This is a genomic window from Nonomuraea ferruginea, assembly GCF_039540635.1.
GTDB lineage: Bacteria > Actinomycetota > Actinomycetes > Streptosporangiales > Streptosporangiaceae > Nonomuraea > Nonomuraea ferruginea.
This window is the reverse complement of sequence record NZ_BAABFD010000009.1, coordinates 311468-334180: the sequence shown is the minus strand read 5'-3', so window position 1 is coordinate 334180 and position 22713 is coordinate 311468. Positions and strand designations below refer to the sequence as shown.

Annotated in this window: 23 protein-coding genes; 9 read left to right on the top strand and 14 right to left on the bottom strand. The window is 70.6% G+C overall.

What is annotated here, in order from left to right; genetic code table 11:
* Nucleotides 1–7: 7 nt before the first annotated feature.
* Complete coding sequence (locus tag ABD999_RS19535; RefSeq protein ID WP_345482818.1) at nt 8–310, top strand: zinc ribbon domain-containing protein; 303 nt, start codon at nt 8–10, stop codon at nt 308–310.
* Nucleotides 311–354: 44 nt separating this feature from the next.
* On the opposite strand, the gene ABD999_RS19530 is transcribed toward ABD999_RS19535, so the two are convergent.
* Both ABD999_RS19530 and ABD999_RS19525 read right to left on the bottom strand, forming a co-directional pair.
* Nucleotides 355–1659 (bottom strand): M20/M25/M40 family metallo-hydrolase, encoded by a 1305-nt coding sequence (locus tag ABD999_RS19530; protein WP_271278643.1) that lies wholly within the window; start codon nt 1657–1659, stop codon nt 355–357.
* Nucleotides 1660–1741: 82 nt separating this feature from the next.
* On the bottom strand, nt 1742–2194 hold the full coding sequence (locus ABD999_RS19525; RefSeq protein WP_148036953.1) for a gamma-glutamylcyclotransferase family protein: 453 nt from the start codon (nt 2192–2194) through the stop codon (nt 1742–1744).
* Between the two features lie 71 nt (nt 2195–2265).
* On the opposite strand from ABD999_RS19525, the gene ABD999_RS19520 reads away from it, so the two are divergent.
* Both ABD999_RS19520 and ABD999_RS19515 read left to right on the top strand, forming a co-directional pair.
* Nucleotides 2266–3660, top strand: a complete 1395-nt coding sequence (locus ABD999_RS19520) for an NAD(P)H-quinone dehydrogenase (protein WP_148036954.1) — start codon at nt 2266–2268, stop codon at nt 3658–3660.
* A 52-nt stretch (nt 3661–3712) separates the two neighbouring features.
* Nucleotides 3713–4285, top strand: coding sequence for a dihydrofolate reductase family protein (locus ABD999_RS19515; RefSeq protein ID WP_271278644.1), 573 nt, complete (start codon nt 3713–3715; stop codon nt 4283–4285).
* Here ABD999_RS19515 and ABD999_RS19510 read toward each other — a convergent pair.
* From ABD999_RS19510 to ABD999_RS19475, 9 genes are all read right to left on the bottom strand, one after another.
* Nucleotides 4255–4890, bottom strand: coding sequence for a class I SAM-dependent methyltransferase (locus ABD999_RS19510; protein WP_271278645.1), 636 nt, complete (start codon nt 4888–4890; stop codon nt 4255–4257). The genes ABD999_RS19515 and ABD999_RS19510 overlap by 31 nt on opposite strands.
* A 17-nt stretch (nt 4891–4907) precedes the next feature.
* Nucleotides 4908–5882 (bottom strand): NAD(P)/FAD-dependent oxidoreductase, encoded by a 975-nt coding sequence (locus ABD999_RS19505; RefSeq protein WP_271278660.1) that lies wholly within the window; start codon nt 5880–5882, stop codon nt 4908–4910.
* 90 nt (nt 5883–5972) lie between these two features.
* Nucleotides 5973–6131: a hypothetical protein gene (locus ABD999_RS19500; protein WP_271278646.1), complete on the bottom strand. Its 159-nt coding sequence runs from the start codon at nt 6129–6131 to the stop codon at nt 5973–5975.
* Nucleotides 6128–6382 carry a dihydroxy-acid dehydratase domain-containing protein gene (locus tag ABD999_RS43950; protein WP_148036958.1) on the bottom strand — a complete coding sequence of 85 codons (255 nt, stop codon included), beginning with the start codon at nt 6380–6382 and terminating at the stop codon, nt 6128–6130. Before ABD999_RS43950 ends, ABD999_RS19500 begins: the two co-directional genes overlap by 4 nt.
* Nucleotides 6285–7772, bottom strand: a complete 1488-nt coding sequence (locus tag ABD999_RS19495; RefSeq protein ID WP_271278647.1) for a glucose-6-phosphate dehydrogenase — start codon at nt 7770–7772, stop codon at nt 6285–6287. The genes ABD999_RS43950 and ABD999_RS19495 overlap by 98 nt, the downstream gene beginning before the upstream one ends.
* Nucleotides 7769–9565 carry a glycoside hydrolase family 15 protein gene (locus ABD999_RS19490; protein WP_271278648.1) on the bottom strand — a complete coding sequence of 599 codons (1797 nt, stop codon included), beginning with the start codon at nt 9563–9565 and terminating at the stop codon, nt 7769–7771. Before ABD999_RS19490 ends, ABD999_RS19495 begins: the two co-directional genes overlap by 4 nt.
* 48 nt (nt 9566–9613) lie before the next feature.
* Nucleotides 9614–10624: an NAD(P)-dependent alcohol dehydrogenase gene (locus ABD999_RS19485; protein WP_271278649.1), complete on the bottom strand. Its 1011-nt coding sequence runs from the start codon at nt 10622–10624 to the stop codon at nt 9614–9616.
* A 174-nt stretch (nt 10625–10798) separates the two neighbouring features.
* Nucleotides 10799–11005 (bottom strand): hypothetical protein, encoded by a 207-nt coding sequence (locus tag ABD999_RS19480; RefSeq protein WP_271278650.1) that lies wholly within the window; start codon nt 11003–11005, stop codon nt 10799–10801.
* A 77-nt stretch (nt 11006–11082) separates the two neighbouring features.
* Nucleotides 11083–12084: a glycoside hydrolase family 113 protein gene (locus tag ABD999_RS19475; RefSeq protein ID WP_271278651.1), complete on the bottom strand. Its 1002-nt coding sequence runs from the start codon at nt 12082–12084 to the stop codon at nt 11083–11085.
* A 102-nt stretch (nt 12085–12186) separates the two neighbouring features.
* On the opposite strand from ABD999_RS19475, the gene ABD999_RS19470 reads away from it, so the two are divergent.
* Nucleotides 12187–12795, top strand: coding sequence for a TetR/AcrR family transcriptional regulator (locus tag ABD999_RS19470; protein ID WP_271278652.1), 609 nt, complete (start codon nt 12187–12189; stop codon nt 12793–12795).
* Between the two features lie 15 nt (nt 12796–12810).
* Here ABD999_RS19470 and ABD999_RS19465 read toward each other — a convergent pair whose 3' ends face one another.
* The 3 genes from ABD999_RS19465 to ABD999_RS19455 are packed head-to-tail and all read right to left on the bottom strand — an operon-like array spanning nt 12811 to nt 14230.
* Entirely contained in the window at nt 12811–13437 is a 627-nt protein-coding gene (locus ABD999_RS19465; RefSeq protein ID WP_271278653.1) for a dihydrofolate reductase family protein, read from the bottom strand.
* The gene (locus ABD999_RS19460) at nt 13434–13904 is read right to left on the bottom strand and encodes an SRPBCC domain-containing protein (RefSeq protein WP_271278654.1); all 471 of its coding nucleotides are present in this window, start codon (nt 13902–13904) and stop codon (nt 13434–13436) included. The genes ABD999_RS19465 and ABD999_RS19460 overlap by 4 nt, the downstream gene beginning before the upstream one ends.
* Complete coding sequence (locus ABD999_RS19455) at nt 13901–14230, bottom strand: ArsR/SmtB family transcription factor (protein ID WP_148036966.1); 330 nt, start codon at nt 14228–14230, stop codon at nt 13901–13903. The genes ABD999_RS19460 and ABD999_RS19455 overlap by 4 nt, the downstream gene beginning before the upstream one ends.
* 135 nt (nt 14231–14365) lie before the next feature.
* Here ABD999_RS19455 and ABD999_RS19450 point away from each other — a divergent pair, with 135 nt between their 5' ends.
* Genes ABD999_RS19450 through ABD999_RS19430 form a run of 5 tightly spaced genes read left to right on the top strand, consistent with a single transcriptional unit; the run spans nt 14366 to nt 22545 of the window.
* Nucleotides 14366–16663: a TIM-barrel domain-containing protein gene (locus ABD999_RS19450; protein WP_271278655.1), complete on the top strand. Its 2298-nt coding sequence runs from the start codon at nt 14366–14368 to the stop codon at nt 16661–16663.
* Nucleotides 16660–17961 (top strand): ABC transporter substrate-binding protein, encoded by a 1302-nt coding sequence (locus ABD999_RS19445; RefSeq protein ID WP_219543654.1) that lies wholly within the window; start codon nt 16660–16662, stop codon nt 17959–17961. Before ABD999_RS19450 ends, ABD999_RS19445 begins: the two co-directional genes overlap by 4 nt.
* Complete coding sequence (locus tag ABD999_RS19440) at nt 17962–18825, top strand: carbohydrate ABC transporter permease (protein ID WP_148036969.1); 864 nt, start codon at nt 17962–17964, stop codon at nt 18823–18825. It abuts the gene before it with no gap.
* Nucleotides 18822–19643, top strand: coding sequence for a carbohydrate ABC transporter permease (locus ABD999_RS19435; RefSeq protein WP_148036970.1), 822 nt, complete (start codon nt 18822–18824; stop codon nt 19641–19643). The genes ABD999_RS19440 and ABD999_RS19435 overlap by 4 nt, the downstream gene beginning before the upstream one ends.
* 25 nt (nt 19644–19668) lie before the next feature.
* On the top strand, nt 19669–22545 hold the full coding sequence (locus ABD999_RS19430; protein WP_271278656.1) for a glycoside hydrolase family 3 protein: 2877 nt from the start codon (nt 19669–19671) through the stop codon (nt 22543–22545).
* Nucleotides 22546–22713: the final 168 nt, after the last annotated feature.

Here is a 22713-nt window from a genome sequence, read left to right as displayed (position 1 = left end):
GTCGATCATGGCCGCCGCATGGGGCGGTCTCGTCCGACGGCTCGAGGACAAGGCGCCCGGACGGGTGGTGAAGGTCAACCCCGCGTACACGAGCCAGCGGTGCTCGGCGTGCGGGATCGTGGACCGGCAAGCGCGCGAGAGCCAAGCGCGTTACCGGTGCCGATCGTGTGGATACGCCTGCAACGCTGACGTGAACGCGGCCAGGAACATCGCACACGCGGCAGGGCATGCCGTGTCTGCGCGGGAAGGGCCACGGGTTGCCGGGCCGGTGCACCGCGAACCTCAACGCGACCTCCTCCTCGTGGGGTGATTGCGGCTGGAATCCCCGTGCTTCAGCACGGGGAGGATGTCAAGTCAGTAGTCTAGGAGGAGGCGCTCCAGCACCCGCACGCCGAACTGGAGGGCGTCGACCGGCACCCGCTCGTCGACGCCGTGGAACATCGAGGCGAAGTCCATGCCGGCCGGCAGCCGCAGCGGCACGAACCCGAACCCGCGGATGTCGAGATCGGCGAAGAACGTCTTGTTGTCGGTGCCGCCCGACATGCAGTACGGGATCGCGCGCGCGGCGGGGTCCTCGGCCTTGAGCGCCGCGATCATCGACTCGACCAGGGCACCGTCGAACGTCGTCTCCAGCGCGATGTCGTGGTGCACGAACTCGCGGCGCACCTTCGGCCCGATCAGCGAGTCGATCGTCTTGAAGAAGTCGTCCTCGAAGCCCGGCAGGAAACGGCCGTCGATGACGGCGCTGGCCTGGCCGGGGATGACGTTGGACTTGTAGCCGGCGTCGAGCTGGGTCGGGTTGGCGGTGTGGCGGAGCGTGGCGCCGACGAACCGCACCAGCGGGCCGAGCCGGTCGAGCAGCACCGACGGGTCGTCCTCGTCGAACGGCAGCCCGTACGCGTCGGCGATCTCGGCGAGGAAGCGCCGCACGGTCGGGGTGTAGGCGAGCGGCCAGTCGTGCGAGCCGATCCTGGCCACCGCCTTGGCGACCTCGGTGACGGCGTTGTCGGAGTTGAGCATGGAGCCGTGGCCGGCGGTGCCGTCGGCCACCAGCTTCATCCAGGCCAGCCCCTTCTGGGCCGTCTCGATGAGGTAGAGCCGCAGCGACGGGTCGACCTCCAGCGAGTAGCCGCCGACCTCGCTGATCGCCTCCGTCACGCCCTCGAACAGGCCGGGGTGGTGCTTGGTGAGGTACTTGGCGCCGAAGGTGCCGCCGGCCTCCTCGTCGGCCAGCCAGGCGAACACCAGGTCGCGGCGGGGCCTGCGGCCCTCGCGGACGAACTGGCGCAGCACGGCCAGCATCATGGCGTCCATGTCCTTCATGTCGACCGCGCCGCGGCCCCAGATGTAGCCGTCGCGCACCTCGCCGGAGAACGGGTCGACCGTCCAGTCGGCGGCGTTGGCCGGGACCACGTCCAGGTGGCCGTGCACGAGCAGGGCGGGCAGCGACGGGTCAGTGCCCTCGACGCGGGTGATCACGTTGCCCCTGCCGGGCGCGCTCTCCAGGTAGGTGGCCTCGATGCCGACCTCCGCGAGCCTGGCCATGACGACCTCGGCGGCGGCCCGCTCGCCCGGGCCGCTGCCGTCGCCGTAGTTGCTGCTGTCGACCCGGATCAGCTCCACGCACAGGTCGGCGACTTCGAGTTCGGCAGGGGTCATGATCTCTTCTCCAGGGTTGAACGGGCCGGTACGACCTGGATGAGAGTCTGCACTACCCGGGCGGGTCGGGGTATGCGCCGGGTCAGTCGCCGAGTGACTTGCAGGGGCGTCCGCGCAGCTCCTTGACGTAGTCGTCGGGGGCGCCCGCGCGCTCGGCGGCGTCGGCCAGGATGCCGAGATAGCGGGCCGAGGGCAGGCCGCCCTCGTAGCCGTCGAGGACGTAGAACCAGGCCACCACCTCGCCGTCGAGCGTCTGCACCCGCAGGCGGACCTTGTGGTAGAGGCCGCGGGCCGCGCCCTCCCACTGGTCGAGGGACTGCTCGTCGAACTCCGGCACGTCGTAGAGGGCGACGAAGACGTGATCCGTCGGGTCTTCCACGATGGTGGCGAGCGCGCCCTCCCAGCCCAGGGTCTCCCCGCCGAAGGTCAGGCGCCAGCCGGGCAGCCAGCCCACGCCCCGCACGGGAGAGTGAGGGGCCCGCATGGCCATCTGCTCCGGGTCCATGTTGCTGCCGTAGGCGGCGTAAACAGGCACAGCATGCAAGAGTAGCGTGGCCGTGGCCTCCCCGTTCGTCAGCAGCTCAGAGGATGCGGGACAATAGGTACGTGACGAGGATCGTGATCATCGGTGGCGGACCCGGCGGCTACGAGGCGGCGCTGGTGGCCGCCCAGCTAGGCGCGCAGACCACGATGATCGAGCGCGACGGTCCCGGCGGGGCGTGCGTGCTGACCGACTGCGTGCCGTCCAAGACGCTGATCACCACCTCGGTCCGCAAGCAGGCGCTGCTCGACGCGCCGTCGCTGGGCGTCGGCTTCGACGGCGGGCTCGACGGCGAGGTCGGCGTGGCGCATGTCGACCTGCCCCTCGTCAACAAGCGGGTCAAGGAGCTGGCCCAGGCCCAGTCCGCCGACATCGGGGCCCGGGTCGAGGCCGAGGGCGTGGAGATCATCAAGGGGCAGGGCCGGCTGGTCGACCCGCAGGTGGTCAAGGCCGGCGACCGCACGATCCGGGCCGACGTGGTGCTGGTGGCCACCGGCGCCACCCCCCGCATCCTGCCCGGCGCCGAGCCCGACGGCGAGCGCATCCTCACCTGGCGGCAGCTCTACGACCTCGACAAGCTGCCCGAGCACCTCATCGTGATCGGCTCCGGCGTCACCGGCGCCGAGTTCGCCGGCGCCTACCGCTCGCTGGGCGCCGAGGTCACGCTGGTCTCCAGCCGCGACCGCATGATGCCCAACGAGGACGCCGACGGCGCCGAGGTGCTCGAAGAGGTCTACCGCCGCCGCGGCATGAACGTCATGGGCCGCAGCCGCGCCGCCTCCGTCAAACGCACCGCCGACGGCGTGGTCGTGACCCTCGAGGACGGCCGCACCGCCGAGGGCTCCCACGCGCTGATGACGGTCGGCATGATCCCCAACACCTCCGGCATCGGCCTGGAGGAGGCCGGGGTCCAGCTCGACGACCACGGGTTCATCAAGGTCGACAAGGTCTCGCGCACGTCCGCGCCCGGCGTCTACGCGGCCGGAGACTGCACCGGCGTGCTCATGCTCGCGTCCGTCGCCGCCATGCAGGGCCGCATCGCCGTCTGGCACGCGCTCGGCGAGGCCGTGCAGCCGCTGCGGCTGGCCACCGTCGCGTCCAACATCTTCACCGATCCGGAGATCGCCGCCGTCGGCGTGGCGCAGCGGGCCATCGAGGCGGGCGAGATCGAGGCCAAGGTGGTCAAGCTGCCGCTGGCCACCAACGCGCGGGCCAAGATGCAGGGCTTCAACGACGGCTTCGTCAAGTTGTTCTGCCGCCCCAACACGCAGATCGTGCTCGGCGGCGTGGTGGTGGCGCCGCGGGCGTCGGAGCTGATCCTGGCGGTGTCGGTGGCGGTGCAGCAGCGGCTCACCGTCGACCAGCTCGCCCACACGTTCGCGGTCTACCCGTCGCTGTCCGGCTCCATCACCGAGGCCGCCCGCCGCCTCATGCAGCCCGAGACCTCCCTCGACATCTGACTCTCCTCCGCCCGGCCGATGATTTCGGTCGGCTGGTGTGGTCTGATCAAACGTGCGCAAACTCATCATCCAAGAGCTCGTCTCGGTCGACGGCTACGTGGCCGGGCCCGACGGGGACCTCGGCTTCTTCGAGTCCGTGACCGACTACAGCCAGGTGGACCAGGACAACCTCCGGATCCTGGCGGACGTGGACACCGTCCTGCTGGGGGCGGAGACGTACCGGATGTTCGTCCAATACTGGCCCACCGCTGACGAGACGGTCGCCAAGACGGTGAACACCCTGCCCAAGGTGGTCTTCTCCGCCACCCTGGACGAGGCGCCGTGGGGTGACTGGGAGGCGGCGCGGGTGGTGCGCGGCGACGCGGCCGAGGAGGTCGCCGCGCTCAAGCGGCAGCCGGGCGGGGACATGATGCTCTGGGGCAGCCTGTCTCTCGCCCGCTCGCTGATCCGCGCCGGCCTGCTCGACGAGCTCCAGCTCCGCGTGATCCCCGTCGCCGTCGGCGAGGGCCGCAAGCTCTTCCCCGGCGACCTGAACCGGCTGGACCTGGAACTGACCGAGGCCAGGCCCTACGACTCGGGCATCGTCTCCCTGCACTACCGTCCGAGGCGCACGCCCGCCGCCTGACCGCGCCTGCGGGCCTGGAGGACGGTGTCGTGGAGAGGGATCTCGCGGCCGCCGTGGGACATGACGCGGGACCGGTCCCCGGCGACGGCGATGTCCCATCGGCCGGGGTCGAGGACGGCGGCGAGCTCTCCGATCTCGACGTGGGCCTCCGGGGTGGTGGCGGTGTGGTGGTCCGACGGGTGGTGGCCGACGAGGAGCAGCGTGCCGCCGGGCGCGACCGCTGCCGCCAGCCGCCGGAACAGGTCGCCGGGTGCCGCCGCCGGGTGCACGTAGTGGGAGCAGACGAGGTCGAAGCGCTCTTCGGCGGGCGTCCACGTGGTCAGGTCGGCCTGGATCCAGTCGATCCCGGTCGTGACGCCGGCGGCCGCGGCGTGCTCGCGCGCCCGGTGCAGGGCGGTGTCGGCGATGTCCACCGCCGTCACCTGCCAGCCGTGCGCGGCGAGCCAGATGGCCTCGGCTCCCTCGCCGCAGCCCGCGTCCAGGGCCGTGCCGGGCGTGAGGTCCCGGGCCGCCGCCAGCAGGTAGGGGTTGGGCCGACCGGCCCCGGCCGGGGCGTGAGCGTCGTAGTGCTCGTCCCAGTACGCCTTGTCGAAGGTTTCGGACACAGTCGTTCCTTTCGGTGTCAGCGGGATCCGGCCGAGGTCAGCTCGCGGTGGGCGGCCACCGCCTCGCGGGTCTCCTCGGCGACGAGGTCGGCGTTGATCTGGGCCGCCGCGCCGGCGCCCGCCGCCGCCGCGGTGCCGACCTGGGCGACCAGGTCGGTGACGTTGCCCGCGACCCAGACCCCCGGCACCTCGGTGCGGCCGGTCGCGTCGGCGGGGATGTGTTCACCGGCGCCGCCCGGGTGCTCGACGGGCCGCAGCCCGAGCGTGGCCAGGAAACCAGCCCGCGCCTCCATGCGGGACGCCACCGCCAGGACCTCACGGCTCACCAGGGTGCGGTCGCTCAGCCGTACTCCCACCAGGCGGTCCTCGACGACCTCCAGGGACGCGACCTCGCCCTCCACCACCCTGATGCCGCGCGCGGCCAGGCGCTCCGCGTCCTCGCCTGTGGGGGCGGGCATGGTGTGCGCGAAGTACGTGACGTCGTCGCTCCACTGCCGGAACAGCAGCGCCTGGTGCACGGACATCGGCCCGCTCGCCAGCACGCCGATGGCCCGGTCGCGGACCTCCCAGCCGTGGCAGTACGGGCAGTGCACGACATCCCGGCCCCATCTGGCCCGCAGCCCCGCCACGTCGGGCAGTTCGTCCACCAGCCCGGTGGTGACCAGCAGGCGGCGCGCCCGGACCGTCCGGCCGTCGGTCAGCGTCACCCCGAACCCGTCGTCGTCGCGGACCGCGGCCTCGACCTCGCCGGTCACCACCTGGCCGCCGTAGTGGCGTACCTCCGCCCGGCCGCGCTCCAGCAGCTCACCCGGCGGCATGCCGTCCCGGGCCAGCAGCCCGTGCACGCCTTCGGCCGGGGCGTTGCGCGGGCTGCCCGCGTCGACCACCAGCACCGTCCGCCGGGCCCGCGCCAGCATCAGCGCCCCGTTGAGCCCCGCGGCGCCGCCGCCGACCACCACCACGTCATAGCTGTCGTTCAGCTGCTCGGTCATCGTGACCACCTCCGCGCACACTATGCGGGCGGTCACGCCGTCATGGCAAATGCCTTTGCCGATCCGGCAAATCGCGGTGAGGGGTGCCCGCTATGGACTCTTCGGGGAGTGGGAGCCCACGGTCACGTCGTTGACCGGGAAACGCGCCGGTTGCCCCGTCAGGACCCGTACGGCCTCTTCGGCGGCGATGCGGCGCACCGTCCCGATGGCTTCCTCGGAGTAGTAGGCGGCATGAGGTGTGACGATCACATGGGGCAGCTCGAAGAGGGGGTTGCCCGGACGTTGCCGGTTTCCTGCAGGGGATGGACGGGGAACTCGAGCGGGATGCCGCCGCTGTCACGGATCCCGGCCTTGACCCGGTCGGCGAGGGCGAGATGGTGCCGGTCGCAGGGAACCAGGTCGTTACCCGTCTGGGCGATGCCGATGATCGGCCGGCCCGACTGGAGCTCCGCCGAGGTGAGGCCGTAGTTGAGAAAACGCTCCAGGTAGAGAGCGGTCATCGCCGGATTGCCCGTGTTGTCCCACCAGGCCTGGCTGCTTCGGGGGCCCGTCGGATCCCGCCGGATACTCCTGGAGCGGAACGAGGTCCTTCGACCAGGCTGACAGCACGGGTGTGAGGACCCGCCAAGCCTCTTCGGCCTCGTCGCCGCGGATGGACAGGGTGGCGTTCCCGCTCAGGATGTCGAGCAGCACCTGACCGTAGGCCGGCAGGCTGGGTGCGTCCATCTGGGCGGCCAGGGTGAGGGGGACAAGGGTCTGGGCGTGGGAACCGACGCCCGTGACATCCAGCGCGAAACCCTCCGGGTCGAGCCCGAACCGCAGCATGTTGGGCAGTGCCTCGCCGTGGCCGAAGGGCAGGTGAGGCACGGGCCGGAAGCGTACCGCGATCTCCTTGCGGTCATTCCTGAGCGCTTTGCCGCTGCGAAGCCGGAAGGTCGTGCCCGACCAGCGCCAGCTGTCGAGCTCCAGCTCCACCTCGGCGAAGGTCTCGGTGCGGTGCCCCGGGTCCACGCCTTCCTCGTCGGTGTAGGTGGGCACGACGCGATCACCGACCCGGCCGGCCGTGTAGCGCGCGCGGCGGGTGCGGCGGAGCACGTCCTGCTCGGTGAAGGGCCGCACCGAGCGCAGCACATCGACCTTCCGGTCACGCAGCTCACGCTCGCCGATGCTGATCGGTGGTTCCATGGCCACCAGGCACAGCAACTGCAGCAGGTGATTCTGCACCATGTCCTTGAGCGCGCCGACACCGTCGTAGTAGCCCGCTCTGCCTTCCAGCGTGAGGCACTCGTCCCAGACGATCTCCACCTCGTCGATGTGCGCGCTGTTCCAGATGGGCTCCAGCACGCGGTTGGCCAGCCGGCCGCCGAGCACGTTCTGGACGGTGGTCATGGCCAGGAAGTGGTCGATCCGGAACACCGCCTGCTCTGGCACGACCGCCTCCAGCAGGCGGTTCAGCTCCGCCGCGCTGTCCAGGTCCTCGCCGAAGGGCTTCTCCAGCGCGATCCGGCTGCCGGGCGGCAGGTTCGCGTCGCGCAGGGCGGCGACCGTGCCAGGGAAGATCGCCGGTGGGAGGGCGAGATAGAGGGCGACGGGCCCTTCACCGGCGATGAGCGAGGCGAGGTCGGCGGGGTCGGTGGCGTCCGCCTGCCGGTACCGGACGGACCCGGCGATCGCCCGCACGCCCTCGCCGGGCTGGTCCGCGGCGTGCCGGGCGAGCTGGTCGGACGCCCAGTCACGGAACTCCTCGACGGACCAGTCCGACCGGTCGGCGCAGGTCAGCTCGAACCCGTCGCCGAGGTGCCCGGCGGAGCGCAGGGCGACCAGGGCCGGCAGGAGGTAGCGGGCGTTGAGGTCGCCGGTCGCGCCGAGGACGACGAGTCGGTTGATCATGTGGTTCCTGCTCTCATGCGTGCGAGGTTGACGCCGCTGGCGATGATCCCGATGTGGCTGAACGCCTGCGGGAAGTTGCCCATGAACGCGCCCGTGGACGGGTCGATCTGCTCGGGCAGCAGCCCGACCGGGCTGGCGCGGGCGCACAGTGACGCGTACAGGTCCTCGGCCCGGTCCTGGTGGCCTTGCAGGATCAGGTTGTCGACCAGCCAGAAGCTGCACAGCAAGAAGGCGCCCTCATCGCCGGGCAGGCCGTCGGGGGAGTGCTCGTGCAGGTAGCGGTAGAGCAGCCCGTCACCGGCCGACAGGCGCTCGGCGATGGCCTCGGTCGTGGCCGTCATGCGGGGATGGCAGGCCGGGATGACCTTGCGCAGCGGCAGCGCCAGCAGGCTGGCGTCCAGGCCGCCGCCACCGTCGAGGTGCTCGCCCAGGCACTGCGTGTCCTCGTTCCACGCCTGGTCCAGGATGAGCCGGCGGAGCTTCTCGGCGGTGGCGCGCCAGGTGGCGATCGGCCCGGACAGGCCGAGCCGCTCACCGATGGCCGCGGCCCGGTCCAGGGCCACCTGGCACATCCCGGTCGAATAGGTGAAGACCCGGCCTTCGCTGCGTACCTCCCAGATGCCCTGGTCCGGCTGCCACCACGTGTGCGCGGCGGCCTCGGCCAGCTCCGACAGGCCGGACCACAGTGCCGGTTCGAGATCGCGGCCGGGGAGCAGCCACTGGTCGGCGCAGTCCAGCACCTCGCCGTAGACGTCGTGCTGGCGCTGGTCGGCGGCGCCGTTGCCCCACCGCACCGGCGCCGAGCGACGGTAGCCCTCCAGGTCGGCGTCGTGGATCTCCTCCGGTACGGGGTCGCCGCCGAGGGTGTACATGATGCGTGGACGGCGGCTCTGCTCGAAGGCGTCGAGTATCCAGCCGAGAAAGGCGTCGGCCTCCTCCCCGATGCCGACGCGCCGCAGCGCGAACACGGCGTAGGCGGCGTCGCGGATCCAGGTGTAGCGGTAGTCCCAGTTGCGCACCCCGCCGATCGGCGCGGGCAAGGAGGACGTGGGCGCGGCGACCAGCGAGCCGTTGGCCCAGTCGTCGCACAGCTTCAGCGTGATCACCGAGCGCCGGACCAGCGCTTCCTGGGGGCCTCGGTAGCTGCACTTGCGCATCCAGCGCCGCCAGGCCTCGGCGGTCTGCCGCAGCATCGTCCCGGCGTCGAACCGGTGGTGGCGGTGCACGCGTCCCCAGGAGAGCACCAGGTCGAGGCGGTCACCCTCCTGAAGGTCGTACGCGGTGCGCATGCCGGTCAGCGGACGGTTGGACCGCAGGTGCAGCCGCAGGCCGGGGTGCCGGGAGGCGCGCACCTCCAGACCGCTGTGAGAGCTTCGCGCCTGCCCGCCACCGCGCGGCTCCAGCTCCGCCCGCAGGCGCACGGTCCCGGACCGGACGACCGCGGACCGGACGAGCTCGGACCGGCCGCTGCCCGCGTCGTCGCTGAGGTCGGCGCCGGCCCGCAGGGCCAGCGCGTCGGTGATCCGGACCAGGCCGGTCGGACCGCGCAGCTCGGTCACCAGCACCGCGGTGTCCGGCTCGTAGAACTGCCGGGCCTCGCGCAGGTCGTCCACGGTCAGCGTGAAGTGGCCGCCGCGCGCGTGATCCAGCAGGCCGCACAGCAGGGGCTCGCTGTCGAAGCGGGGCAGGCACAGCCACGGGATCGAACCGTCGACGCCGACCAGCGCCGCCGTCGTGCCGTCGCCGATGAGGCCCAGGTCCTCCAGCGCCAGGTAGCCGTCGCGGTGGTGCACCGGGCGAAAGGGTGGATCGAGATCGAGCATGTCCGGGACCGGCTTCCGTCACGCGAAGGTGATCAGCACTTTCACCACGTTGTCGAGTTTCTTGTCCGAGACCTCGAAGCCACGCTCCATCTCGTCGAAGCGGAACGTGTGGGTGGTCAGGTGGGTCGGATCGAGCCGTTTGTTCGCCAGGATGCGCAGCAACCGTTCCATGCGCAGCCGGCCGCCCGGGCACAGACCGGTCGCGATCGTCTTGTCGGCCATCCCGACGCCCCACTCGACGCGGGGGATGCGCACGAACTCGCCTTCCCCGTAGTAGCCGGTGTTGGATACGGTCCCGCCCGGCCTGGTGATCTTGATGGCGGTCTGGAAGGTGCCGTCCGCGCCGAGGGCTTCGATGGCGGTGTCCACGCCCTGCCCCCCGGTCAGGTCGAGGACGCGCTCGACGACGTCCTCGGTGGTGAAGTCGACGATCTCGTCGGCGCCGTAGTAGCGGGCGAGCTTCTGCCGGCCGGGCACCGATTCGATCCCGATGACCAGGCCGGCGCCGCGCAGCCTGGCGCCCGCGGTGGCCATGAGGCCCACCGGGCCCTGGGCGAGCACGGCGACGGTCCCGCCGATGGGGATGTCGCCGTTCTCCGCGCCCATGAACCCGGTGGAGAGCATGTCGGCGCAGTAGACGGCCATCTCGTCGGGGACGTCGTCGGGGATCTTCGCCAGGTTGGCGTCGGCCTCGTTGACGTGGAAGTACTCGGCGAACACGCCGTCCTTGGAATTGGCGAACTTGAACCCGCCGAGCGGTCCGCCGGACTGTGACGGGTGACCGTTCTGGGAGGCGACATCGCCCCAGTCGGGGGTGATGGCGCCGGCCAGGACGCGGTCGCCCGGCCGGAAGATCTTCACCTCGCTGCCCACCTCGTGCACCACGCCGACGCCCTCGTGGCCGAGGGTGAGGTTCTCCCGTGGCCCGATGCCGCCTGCGACGGTGTGGGAGTCAGAGGTGCAGATGAGGGCGGTGGTGGTCCTGACGACGGCGTCGAGGGGACCGGCTCGCGGGACGGGTTTGTCCATGAAGCCGACCTGTCCGATCCCCTTCATCACGAACGCTTGCATCGTGCCCCCGATTGCTCCCCCGTGTCGGCGTCGCGTAGAACGCCGGAAACACGCAACGGCGTACCCTGCGAACTTCGGGGTTTAACCGGGCCTCACCTGCGGACGGACGCATGGAGATCGTCCGCGGCCGTGTCACTTCGTCCAGATGGCGGCGTAGCGGCCGCGTTCGGCGTTGATGTGGATGGGGTGGAAACCTTTGGCCTTGAGGTCGTCGAAGCGGCTCTGGTAGCCGGCGGCGGTCATGCCGATGGAGGAGTGCCAGGCGCCGGGGTTGGCCGACCAGACCGCGACATAGCGCGGGGTGTCCGTGGACGGGTGCGCGGTGGGGACCAGGGACACCGTGCACCCGCCGACGCAGGCTTGACTAGACGCACACCTTGTCGTTAGAGATGCATCTAGTCAATTTTGCCCGTGGGTCAGTGCCCGCCGTAGTAACCGGCGAGCGCGGCGAAAGCGGCCTTGGGCTCCCAGGGGAGGCCGGGGTAGGTCTCGCCGGAGCCGTGGTCCAGGACCTTGACCACGCCCCAGCTCCCCAGGTCGAGGTCCTTGCGGGGGTCGGGGCGGTGCGGCAGGCCGTAGCAGACGAAGGTGCAGGCGAAGGCGGCGTCGACGCCCTCCTCGGTGAAGACGTCCAGCAGTTCGCGGAGGTAGGTGGCCTGCTCCTCCTCGTCGCGGACGTAGTCGCCGTTGATCCCCACCGGGATGACGCCGTCGTACTCGATGATCTCCCCGCTGCGGGCGCCGAGGTCGGCCGCGCCGCGGTAGGCGGTGCAGCCGAACTCGGTGATCGCGACCGGCTTGTCCTGGGCGACCAGCGAGCGGATGCCCTGCTGGTAGAGGTGGGCGACCTCCTTCGAGCGGTGGGCGTCCACCGACACGATGTCGAACGGCGTCCAGTCGACGTTCTCCAGGGGGATCGAGGCGTAGGTGACCTTGCCGCCGAACCGCTCGCGCACCACGGACACGGCCTCGCCGAGGAAGTCGTTGACCTGGGCGGACAGCCGGCCCAGCTCCGGCCCCCGGGCGAGGAGGGCGCCCACGCGCTCCTGGATGGTGTCACCGGGCACGAACCCGCGGTTGAACAGGCTCACCTCCGCCCCGGCGACGAACACCACCTCGGCGCCCCCGAGGCGGACCCGCTCGGCGCGCTCGGCCGCGTCGGCGAGCAGGTCGAGGAGCTCTCCCCGGTCGAGGTGATGCGGGAACGGCGAGAACCAGACCTCCAGGCCCAGGCCGGCCGCGTGGTGGGCGGCGAACTCGATCCGGTCCGGCTCGGTGCCGAAGATGCGCACGGCGGTGCAGTGGAGGTCGTCGCGGATGATCTGGAGCTCCCGTTCCATGATCGTCCGGTCGAACGGCCTGTTCTCGACGCCGTCGAGAATGATCCCGGTGTCGTAACCGATGCCCTTGGCTCGCATGCCGGTATGTCCTTTCCCTCGATAGGGTACGCAAAGTACCGTAAATTTCTCCCGAGAGTCCAGACATTTCCGGGAATGGGGTACGTGCGGTACCCTATGCGGGTGAGTGCGGCCGGAGAGTCAGCGGCGAAGCCCGCGAGCAGGCGTCGTGGCGCCGAGCTGGAGAGCGCCATCCTGCGCGCGGCCGTGGAGGAGCTCTCCGAGTCGGGCTATCAGGGGCTGACCATGGACCGGGTCGCCCGCCGCGCCGGCACCAACAAGAACGCGATCTACCGCCGCTGGCCCAACCGGGCCGCGCTGGGCGTCGCCGCCTACCAGCGGCTCGCCACGGAGAAGCTGCGGCCGCCGGACACCGGAGCGCTCCGTGACGACGCGCTGGCGCTGCTGCGCCGCGTCAACTGCGACCTGTCCTCGCCGCAGGCGGAGATCCTCCGCGGCCTGCTCGCGGGCGTCGGCGACGAGCCGGAGCTGCTGGCGCGGCTGCACGACGCCGTCGCCGACGGCGGGTCCGGCGTCTGGCTGACGATCGTGGGCCGTGCGGTGGCGCGCGGCGAGGTGCCGCCCGAGGCCCTGCATCCGAGGGTCGTCACCGTGGCCCTCGCGCTGCTGCGCAACGAGTACGTCACGCGAGGGCTCACGACCGTGTCCGACGACGTCCTGGTCGAGATCGTCGACGAGGTCTACCTGCCCCTCCTGCTGAACCGCGGTTGAGCCACGCCGCACCTCCTAGACGAAGGCCGTGACGCCGGCGTATTCGGCCTGCGGCGCCTGGCCTGTGGTCTGGTATTCGAGGAGCAGCAGGCCGTTCGGCGTCGCCTCGTGATGGGTCAGGCGGAGGCCGGACGCGTCGCCGTCACCGGTCAGGAGGCGGCGGCCGGTCCTGAGCACGGTGGGCGCGATCACGAGGCGGAGCGTGTCGACCAGGCCGGCCGACAGCAGCGTGTCGCCCAGGCGGGCGCTGCCGTGGATCTGGAGTTCCCGTCCCGGCCGTGACTTGAGCGCGGCGACCGTCCGGACCGGGTCACCGGTGAGCACCGTCGTGGGGTTCCAGGTCCCCTCGGTGAGGGTGTTCGAGACGACGTACTTCGGCAGCGCGTTCATCCGTCCGGCGAACGGGTCGGCGGGGTCGGTGATCTTCGGCCAGTCGCGCGCGAACGCCTCGTAGGTGCGCCGGCCGAGCAGCAGGCCGTCGGCGAGGTCGAGCCAGTCCGAGGCGCGCCGGACGAACGTCCCGTCGATGTGCGGCACGAGCCAGCCGCCGCGGGTGAAGCCGTCGCTGGTGTCCTCGTCGGGCGAGCCGGGGCCCTGGCTGACGCCGTCGAGCGTGACGAACTCGGTGAGGGTGATCTTCATTGCGGTGCCTCCGTGAAAGCGGCCAGCTGGCCGGCGACGGTGCCCCAGCCCGCGGCGAAGCCGATCTTCTCGTGATGGGCGCGGGACTCGGGGTCGCCGTGCCGGACGAGCATCCGGTAACGGGTGCCGTCAGGGTGGTCGTCCAGCGTGATCGTGGCCGTCATCGCGACCGGGTCGGGGTTCGCGGGACGCCACGCACTGGTGATCGCGTTGGTGAACACGATCCGCTCCAGGTCGTCCACGGCGAGGAAGCACGCGTCCAGATGCGGTACGAAAACGGCGCCGTCGTCGCTGAGCCGTGTCACGAACGCCCCGCCGGGTCGCAGGTCCAGGCGGTCCACGCGGCAGCGGGACGGGGCCGGGACCCACCAGCGGGCGAGCTTGGCCGGGTCGGTCCAGGCGCTCCACACGGTCGCGCGGGGGGCCCGGATGATCCGTTCCAGGGCGAGGTCGAGATCGGGGTTCACTGGTCGTCCTCCGTGACGAACCGTTCGAGGCGGTCGGTGCGCTCCTCCCAGACGCGGCGCTGCTCGGCGAGCCAGTCGTCGACGAGGGCGAGCCGCTCGCGGTTGAGCACGCACGTGCGCACCCGGCCGGACTTGACCGTGCGGATGAGCCCGTTCGACTCGAGCGTCCGCACGTGCTTCATGAACGAGGGGAGGGTCATCGGGAACTCGCGGGCGAGGTCGCCGACGCTCGTGGGCCCGTGGCCGAGGCGCCGGACGACGGCACGCCTGGTCGGGTCGGCCAGGGCGACGAAGACGCCGTCCAGTTGTGCCGAATACTGTGCCATGCGGCTAAGTATTGCGGAGGCTGATAGTCAGCGCAAGGGCTAAGTGTTCATCGCGCTCACGAATACCGTTGACGTTTGTTGGTATGGGCACCAAACTAATTCACGAGTTTTGCGCTGTCTGGAAGAGGAGCGTCCATGCCCTACCGCCCCCCACTCGTCGCGCACGAGTACTTCGTCGCCGACCCGCCCGAGCTGCCGGTGCGCGCCCACGGCGAGGGTGGACTGTCCGCGCTGACCGCCGCCGAGCTGGTCGCCGCCGACGGCGCGGGAGTGATGCTGAAGGCCGTCACCACGGCGGAGGAGACCCTGGTCGTGCAGATCGGCGTCGCGGGCGAGGGCGTGATCCGGGTCCGGCTGAGCGAGGACGCCGACGCCCGGCCCCGCTCGGAGCGGGCCATCGCGATGGTGACGCCGGGCTCGTACGCGGGAGCGCGGGCCGAGGTGACGCCGGGGGGGCCGATCGTGATCGACGCCGGCTCGCTGCGGGCCGAGATCAGGCTGGCGCCGTGGCACCTGCGCTTCACCGACGCCACCGGCGCCCCGCTGCTGGAGCAGGACCGGGGGCACACCGACATCAGCGGCCGGCTGCGTACGCTGCCGTTCGGCCGGTCGTCGGCGGGCGGCGCGCACGTGGCCTTCCACGAGAGCTTCGAGGTCGCGCCCGACGAGGCGTTCGCTGGGTTCGGGGAGTCGTTCGCGCCGCTCGACAAGCGCGGCCAGCGGCCCCTGATGTGGAACTTCGACGCCTTCGGCGCCGAGTCGCAGCGCGCGTACAAGAACATCCCGCTGTACGTGTCGAGCAAGGGGTACGGGGTGCTGGTCGACAGCGGCGCGCCCACCGAGTTCGACGTGTGCCAGTCGACGCACAGCGCGGTGCAGATCGTGGTGCCCGACGACGTCATGGACTACTACGTGCTGGCCGGGCCAACCCCGGCCGAGGTGCTGGAGCGCTACAACGGGCTGACCTGCCGCCCGGTGCTGCCGCCGAAGTGGGCGTTCGGCACCTGGATCTCCTCCGGCTTCTGCGTCGACAGCCAGGAGCGGGTGCTGGCCAGGGCGCGCACGATCAGGGAGCGCGGCATCCCGTGCGACGTGCTGCACCTGGACACCTACTGGCAGACCGACGGCCACTGGTCGGACCTGCGCTGGGACCCGGTCAACTTCCCCGAGCCGGAGGCGATGCTGGCGGAGCTGGACGGGATGGGGTTCAAGGTCTGCCTGTGGATGAACCCGTACATCTCCCATCAGAGCCCGGCGTTCCAGGAAGCAGCCGATGCCGGATATTTCCTGAAGAAACCCGATGGTGAGCCGTACGTGGCCGACACCTGGCACGGCTCCTACCCCGCCTGCGGCATCCTCGATCTCACTCACCCCGACGCCGTCCGCTGGTTCCAGGACCGGCTCAGGGCGCTGCTGCACCAGGGCGTGCAGGCGTTCAAGACCGACTTCGCCGAAGGCGTGCCGCACGACGCGGTCGCGGCCAACGGGATGACCGGCACCGACCTGCACAACGTCTACACGCTGCTGTTCAACGACGCCGTCGCCGAGGTCACCAGGGAGGTGCACGGGCACAGCCTGGTGTGGGCGCGCTCGTCGTTCCTCGGCGGGCAGCGGCACAGCGCCCAGTGGAGCGGCGACACCTACACGAGCTACGCGGCGATGGGCAGCACGATCCGGGGCGGGCTGGCGCACGGCCTGTCCGGGGTGCCGTTCTGGAGCCACGACGCGGGCGGCTTCACCGGCAGGCCCAGCGACGACCTGTTCGTCCGGTGGACCCAGTTCGGCGCGCTGTCGCCGCTGCTGCGGCTGCACGGCACCACCAGCAGGGAGCCGTGGGAGTTCCCGGCGGTGGAGGAGCACGCGGTGGCCGCGCTCCGGCTGCGCTACCGGCTGATGCCCTACATCTACTCGGCGGCCGTGGACGCCGCCAGGACGGGCGCCCCGATGATGCGCGCGCTCTGCGTCGACCACCCGGGCGACCCGGTCGCCTGGCAGGCGGACCTGCAGTACCTGCTCGGCCGCGACCTGCTGGTGGCGCCGATGACCTCGCCGGAGGGCGCGCGGGAGGTCTACCTGCCGGAGGGCGAGTGGGTGGACTACTGGACGGGCGAGGTGCACGCCGGCTCCCGCTACGTCCGCGTGGTCAAGCCGCTCGCCGAGCTCCCGCTGTTCGTCCGGTACGGTGCCTTGATCCCTGTCGCCGAGCCGGGGGACACCGTGCGGACGCCGGACCGGATCACGCTGGTCGCCTTCGGGAGCGGCGACCGCCGCATGCGGATCCACGACACCGACGGAGAGACCGCCGTCACGGCCACCCTGGAGGGCGACACGCTGCGCGTGACCGTCACCGGGCCGAAGCGGGTCGCCGCCGTCGAGTTCGCCCCGGTGCCGGGCGCGCCCGGCCGGGCCGTCATCACCCAGGAGGAAATATGATCAAAAAGTCTGGCGTGGCGGCGCTGGCAGCCATGGTGCTGGCCCTCTCGGCCTGCGGTTCCGGCTCGGAGAGCCCGCCCGCGCAGAGCGACGGGCCCCGCGTGCTCAAGCTCTGGCACTACGAGGCCGCCGAGTCCGCCATGGGCAAGGCCTGGGCCGAGGCGATCAAGAAGTTCGAGGCCTCCCACCCGAACGTCAAGGTGGAGTTCGAGGAGAAGAGCTTCGAGCAGATCCAGAAGACGGCGAGCATGGTGCTCAACTCCGACGAGGCGCCCGACCTCATGGAGTACAACAAGGGCAACGCCACCGCCGGCCTGCTGTCCAAGCAGGGCCTGCTCGCCGACCTGAGCGCCGAGGTCACCGGGCGCGGCTGGGACAAGCTGCTGCCGGGCGGCCTGCAGACCACGGCCAAGTACGACGAGCGGGGCGTCATGGGCGCCGGCAAGTGGTACGGCATCCCGAACTACGGCGAGTTCGTGATGGTCTACTACAACAAGGACCTGTTCGAGAAGCACAAGGTCGAGGTGCCGACGACCTTCGAGGAGTTCACCGCCGCGCTCGACACCTTCGTCAAGGCCGGGGTGACCCCGATCGGCACCGCCGGGGCCGAGTATCCAGCGCAGCAGATCTTCTACCAGCTCGCGCTCAGCAAGGCCGACCGGGCCTGGGTGGACGCCTTCCAGGCGTACCAGGGCAAGGTCGACTTCCACGGCCCCCAGTTCACCTACGGCGCGCAGACGTTCGCCGACTGGGTCGGCAAGGGCTACCTCGACAAGAAGTCCTCCGGTATCAAGGCCGAGGACATGGGCGTGTCGTTCATGAAGGGCGAGCACCCGATGATGGTCAGCGGAAGCTGGTGGTACGGCCGGTTCGCCTCGGAGATCAAGGACTTCGAGTGGGGTCACTTCCTGTGGCCCGGGGCCACGATGGCGCCCGGCTCCAGCGGCAACCTCTGGGTCGTGCCGGAGAAGTCCGAGAACAAGGACCTGGCCTACGACTTCATCGACATCACGATGAGCAAGGACGTCCAGAACCTGCTGGGCAACTCCGGCGGCGTGCCGGTCGCGGCCGACCCGGCGGCGATCACGGACGCCAAGAGCAAGGAGCTGATCGAGAGCTTCAACACGCTGACCGCCAGGGACGGGCTGGCGTTCTACCCCGACTGGCCGGCGCCCGGCTACTACGACGTCATGGTCGCCGCCACGCAGAACCTCATCAACGGCAGCAAGCAGCCCGCCGCGATGCTGGACGAGCTCGCGCAGCCGTACGAGGACAACCTCGCCGACCTCGGCAACTAGATGCGCGTCCGTAAGAAGGGCTACTGGCTCTACCTGGTGCCGAGCCTGGTGCTGTTCCTGGCCGTCATCGTGGTGCCGTTCCTGATGAACCTGGGCGTGAGCTTCACCCGCTGGTCGGGGGTGGGCACGCCCAGGTGGGTCGGGCTGGAGAACTACGCCCGGTTACTGGAGGACGAGCGGTTCTGGCTGTCTTTCCAGAACAACGTGGCGCTGATCTTCGCGATGGCGATCGTGCCCACGGTGCTCGGCCTGGTCCTGGCGGCGGCGCTGTTCGACTACATCGGCAGGCGGTTCGGCCCGCGCACCGCCTCGGCGCTGCGCGCCATGTACTACCTGCCGCAGGTGCTGCCCGTGGCGGTGGCCGGGGTGGTGTGGGGCTGGATGCTGCACCCGTCGTACGGCGCGGTCAACCAGGCGTTCGGCCTAGAGCTCGACTGGCTGGGCGACCCCGACCTGGCGCTGGCCACCGTGATGGCGGTGATGGTGTGGTTCCAGCTCGGCTACCCGGTGGTGATCTTCATGGCGGGGCTGCAGCGGGTGGACCCGGCCTACTACGAGGCGGCCGAGCTGGACGGGGCGTCGTGGTGGCGCAAGGTGTGGCACATCACGATCCCGCAGATCCGGCCGGAGATCTTCGTGGTGCTGCTCACCTGCACGATCGCCGCGCTCAAGGTGTTCGGGCCGATCTTCGTGCTCACCCGGGGCGGGCCCGGCAACGCCACGCTGGTGCCGTCGTACTTCTCGTACCTGAACTTCTTCCAGAAGAGCAACGTCGGGTACGGGTCCGCGATCGCGACCGTGCTGGCCCTGATCATCGTCGTGGTGACGTTCCTGTTCCTGCGGGTGCAGGAGCGTGAGTCATGAGAGGGCCGGGCCGGTGGGCCGTCCTGGCGTCGATGACGGTGGCGGCGCTGGTGATGGTGTTCCCGTTCGCCCTCGTGGCGCTCAACGCGGTCAAGACACCCGAGGAGTACGCGTCGGAGGGACCGCTCGGGCTGCCCGGCGGGCTCTACCTCCAGGGCATCGTGGACTTCTGGAACCGGGTGGACTTCGGCGAGAAGCTCTGGAACAGCCTGCTCATCAGCGGCTCCGTGGCGGTGCTGGCGGTCGTGCTGTCGGTGCTCAACGCGTACGCGCTCGGCATCGGGCGGGTGCGCGGGCGGCTGTCGATCCTGGTGCTGTTCCTGGTGGCCAACACGCTGCCGCAGGAGGCGCTGGCCTACCCGCTGTACTACCTGGCCAAGGAAGCCGGGTTGTACGACACCAGGCTGTCGATGATCATCATCTTCACCGTGATCCAGGCGGCGTTCGGCACGTACCTGCTCAGCGCGGTGCTCGGCCAGTTCCCCAAGGAGATCCTGGAGGCTGCCGAGATCGACGGGGCCGGCCGGTTCAGGGCGCTGGTCCGGGTCGTGGTGCCGATCAGCCGGCCGACGATCAGCGTCCTGATGATCTTCTTCTTCATCTGGACCTGGAACGAGTTCTTCCTGCCGCTGATCTTCCTCATCTCCAACGACAACCAGACCGTGCCGGTCGCGCTGGGCGTGCTCCAGGGCGAGCGGTACATGGACGCGACCATGTCCAGCGCCTCCGCCCTGCTCGGCATCGTCCCGGCGGTGGCGTTCTTCCTGATCTTCCAGCGCACGCTCACCCGAGGCATCACGGTCGGCGCCGTGAAGTGAGCCTCCCTCCCGAGGAGAACCCCCCATGAAGAAACCGATCCTGATCGCGTTGACCCTGGTCGCGTCGCTGCTCGCGGCACCGGCCGCGGCGCAGGCGGAGTTACCGTTCCGCGACCCGTCGCTGCCGGTGGAGCAGCGGGTCGCCGACCTGCTGGGCCGGCTCACCTTGCAGGAGAAGCTGGGTCTGCTGCACCAGTCGCAGGAGGCCATCCCGCGCCTGGGCGTCCCGTACCACAAGAACGGCACCGAGGCGCTGCACGGCGTCGCCTGGTCCAACGCGCTCGACGACAACTGGAACCAGAAGCTGGCCAAGGGCACCGTGTTCCCGCAGGCCGTCGGCCTGGCCAGCACCTGGGACCCGGAGCTGATCAAGCGGGTCGGCTCGGCCGTCGGCGACGAGGCGCGCGGCTACAACGCGACCGACCCGACGCTGTGGGGCCTGCAGGTCTGGGCGCCGGTGGTGGACCCGCTGCGCGACCCCCGGGCGGGCCGCAACGAGGAGGGCTACTCCGAGGACCCGCTGCTGACCGGCGCCATCGCGACCGCGTACGGCAAGGGCCTGCAGGGCGACGACCCGTTCTACCTGAAGACCGCGCCGGTGCTGAAGCACTACCTGGCCTACAACAACGAGGTGAACCGCAGCCTCACCTCGTCCAACCTGACGCCCAGGCTCAAGCACGAGTACTACGAGCAGGCCTTCAGGTCGGCGATCTCGGCTGACGCCGCGACCGGGGTCATGGCCTCGTACAACCTGGTGAACGGCCGGCCCAACCACGTCAACTCCGACCTGGAGGAGGTCGTCAGGTCCTGGACGGACAAGACGCTCTACAACGTCAGCGACGCCTGGGGCCCGCACGCGCTCACCGACCTGGAGCGGTACTACGACGACAAGGCCGAGGCGTTCGCCGCCGTGCTCAAGTCGGGCCAGGACAGCTTCACCATCGACGGCAGCGACAAGGGCCCGATGGTGCAGCACCTCACCACGGCCCTGGAGCGCGGCCTGATCACCGAGGCCGACGTCGACCGGTCCGTCAGCCGGGCGCTGACCATCCGGTTCCGCCTGGGCCACTTCGACCCGGACGGCGGCCCGTACAAGGGCATCGGCGCGAGCGTGATCGACAGCCCCGCGCACCGCGCGCTCAACCGTGAGACCGCGGCCAAGGCGGCCGTGCTGCTGAAGAACTCCGGCACGCTCCCGCTCAGGTCGCCGAAGTCGGCGGCCGTGGTCGGCCCGCTGGCGGACGAACTCTACAGCGACTGGTACGCGGGCACGATGCCGTACGAGGTCACCCCGCTGGACGGGATCAAGGAGCGGGTCGCCGACGTGACCACCGGGGCGGGCCTGGAGCGCGTCGCGCTCAAGCACGTCGAGTCCGGCAAGTACGTCACGGCCACCGGAACCGGGCCCGACGCCAACGCCGCGCTCGTGGACACCGCGCCGACGCCCGCCTCGCAGTGGGACGTGACCGACTGGGTGAGCGACATCTCGACGCTGCGCAACGCGGGCAACGGCAAGCTGCTCGGCGGCGACTGGCGCTCGCTCGACACCGACGACGACGACCCCAACGGCTGGTACGTGTCGCAGCAGTTCTCGCTGGAGAAGCAGGGCGACGGGACCTTCCTGATCCGGTACGCCGGGTTCGAGGCGGTCGAGGGCTGGTACGCGCTGCCCGACCCGTACGTGACCGTGACCGCCGACGGCGCGCTCGCGCTGGCGCCGAAGGCGGAGGCGGCGAGGTTCGCCAAGGAGGTCGTCTCCGACGGCATCGCCGCGGCGGCCGAGCAGGCCCGGAAGGCCGAGGTCGCGGTCGTGGTCGTCGGCAGCCACCCGTGGGTGCACGGCCGCGAGTTCCACGACCGTGACGACCTGCGGCTGGGCGACGGGCAGAAGCGGCTGATCGAGGCCGTGCGCAAGGCGAACCCGAGGACCGTGGTGGTGCTGGAGACCAGCTATCCCGTGATCGTGGACGCCCCGGCGCTGCTGTGGACCACGCACGCGGGCGCGGAGACCGGGCACGCGGTCGCCGACGTGCTCTTCGGCGAGGTGAACCCGGCCGGGCGGCTCACCCAGACCTGGTATGCCGGTGGCGAGCTGCCGAGCATCCTGGACTACGACCTGGCCAAGACCGGGATGACGTACCTGTACCACGAGGGCCGGCCGCAGTTCGCGTTCGGTCACGGGCTCAGCTACACCACGTTCGGCTACCAGGGGCTGAAGGCGCAGGGCGAGCAGGTGAGCGTCAAGGTCACCAACACCGGCCGCGTGGCGGGCGAGGAGGTCGTGCAGCTCTACACCCACCAGCGGCAGTCCCGCTTCGACCAGCCGGTCAAGCGGTTGCGCGGCTTCCAGCGGATCGCGCTGGCGCCGGGCGAGTCGAAGACGGTGACGTTCCCGCTGAAGAAGTCCGACCTGGCCGTGTGGGACCACACGCGGGACACGTGGGTGGTCGAGGACGCCGCGCACGACGTGCTCGTGGGCTCCGCCTCGGACAAGATCAGGCAGCGTACGACGCTGAAGGTGAGCGGGGAGAAGGTGCCGCCGCGCGACCTGACGAAGCCGACCAGGGCGATGAACTTCGACGACTACGCGGGCGTCACGTTCGCCGACGAGAACAAGGTGCGCGGCGACGTGGTGGCCGGGTCGGACGGCGGCTGGATCTCGTTCACCGACGCCGTCTACGGGGCTGAGCTCAGCGCCGGGGTGGCCTCGGTCGCGGGCGGCTCGATCGAGCTCCGCCGCGGCTCTCCGAAGGGCGCTCTGCTGGCCTCCGTCCAGGTGCCGGCCACGGGCGGGGTGTACGAGTACGCCACGGTCACGGCACGGCTCAAGCCCGGCAAGGGCGACCTGTACGTGCTCTTCAAGGGCGGGATCCGGCTCAGGGATCTGACCCTGGCCCGGTGACGGAGCGTCGGCCCGGCACGGGGAGCATGGCTCCGTGCCGGGCCGACTTATTTGGTTGTGCGTCCAAACTATTGACGGGCCGTTGAGGCGTGTGTGAGCCTCTAATTGCTCATGCGCGAGGGCGCGGCGATGGTCAGGGTCCTGCAACCTGGTCGTGCATGGCGGTCA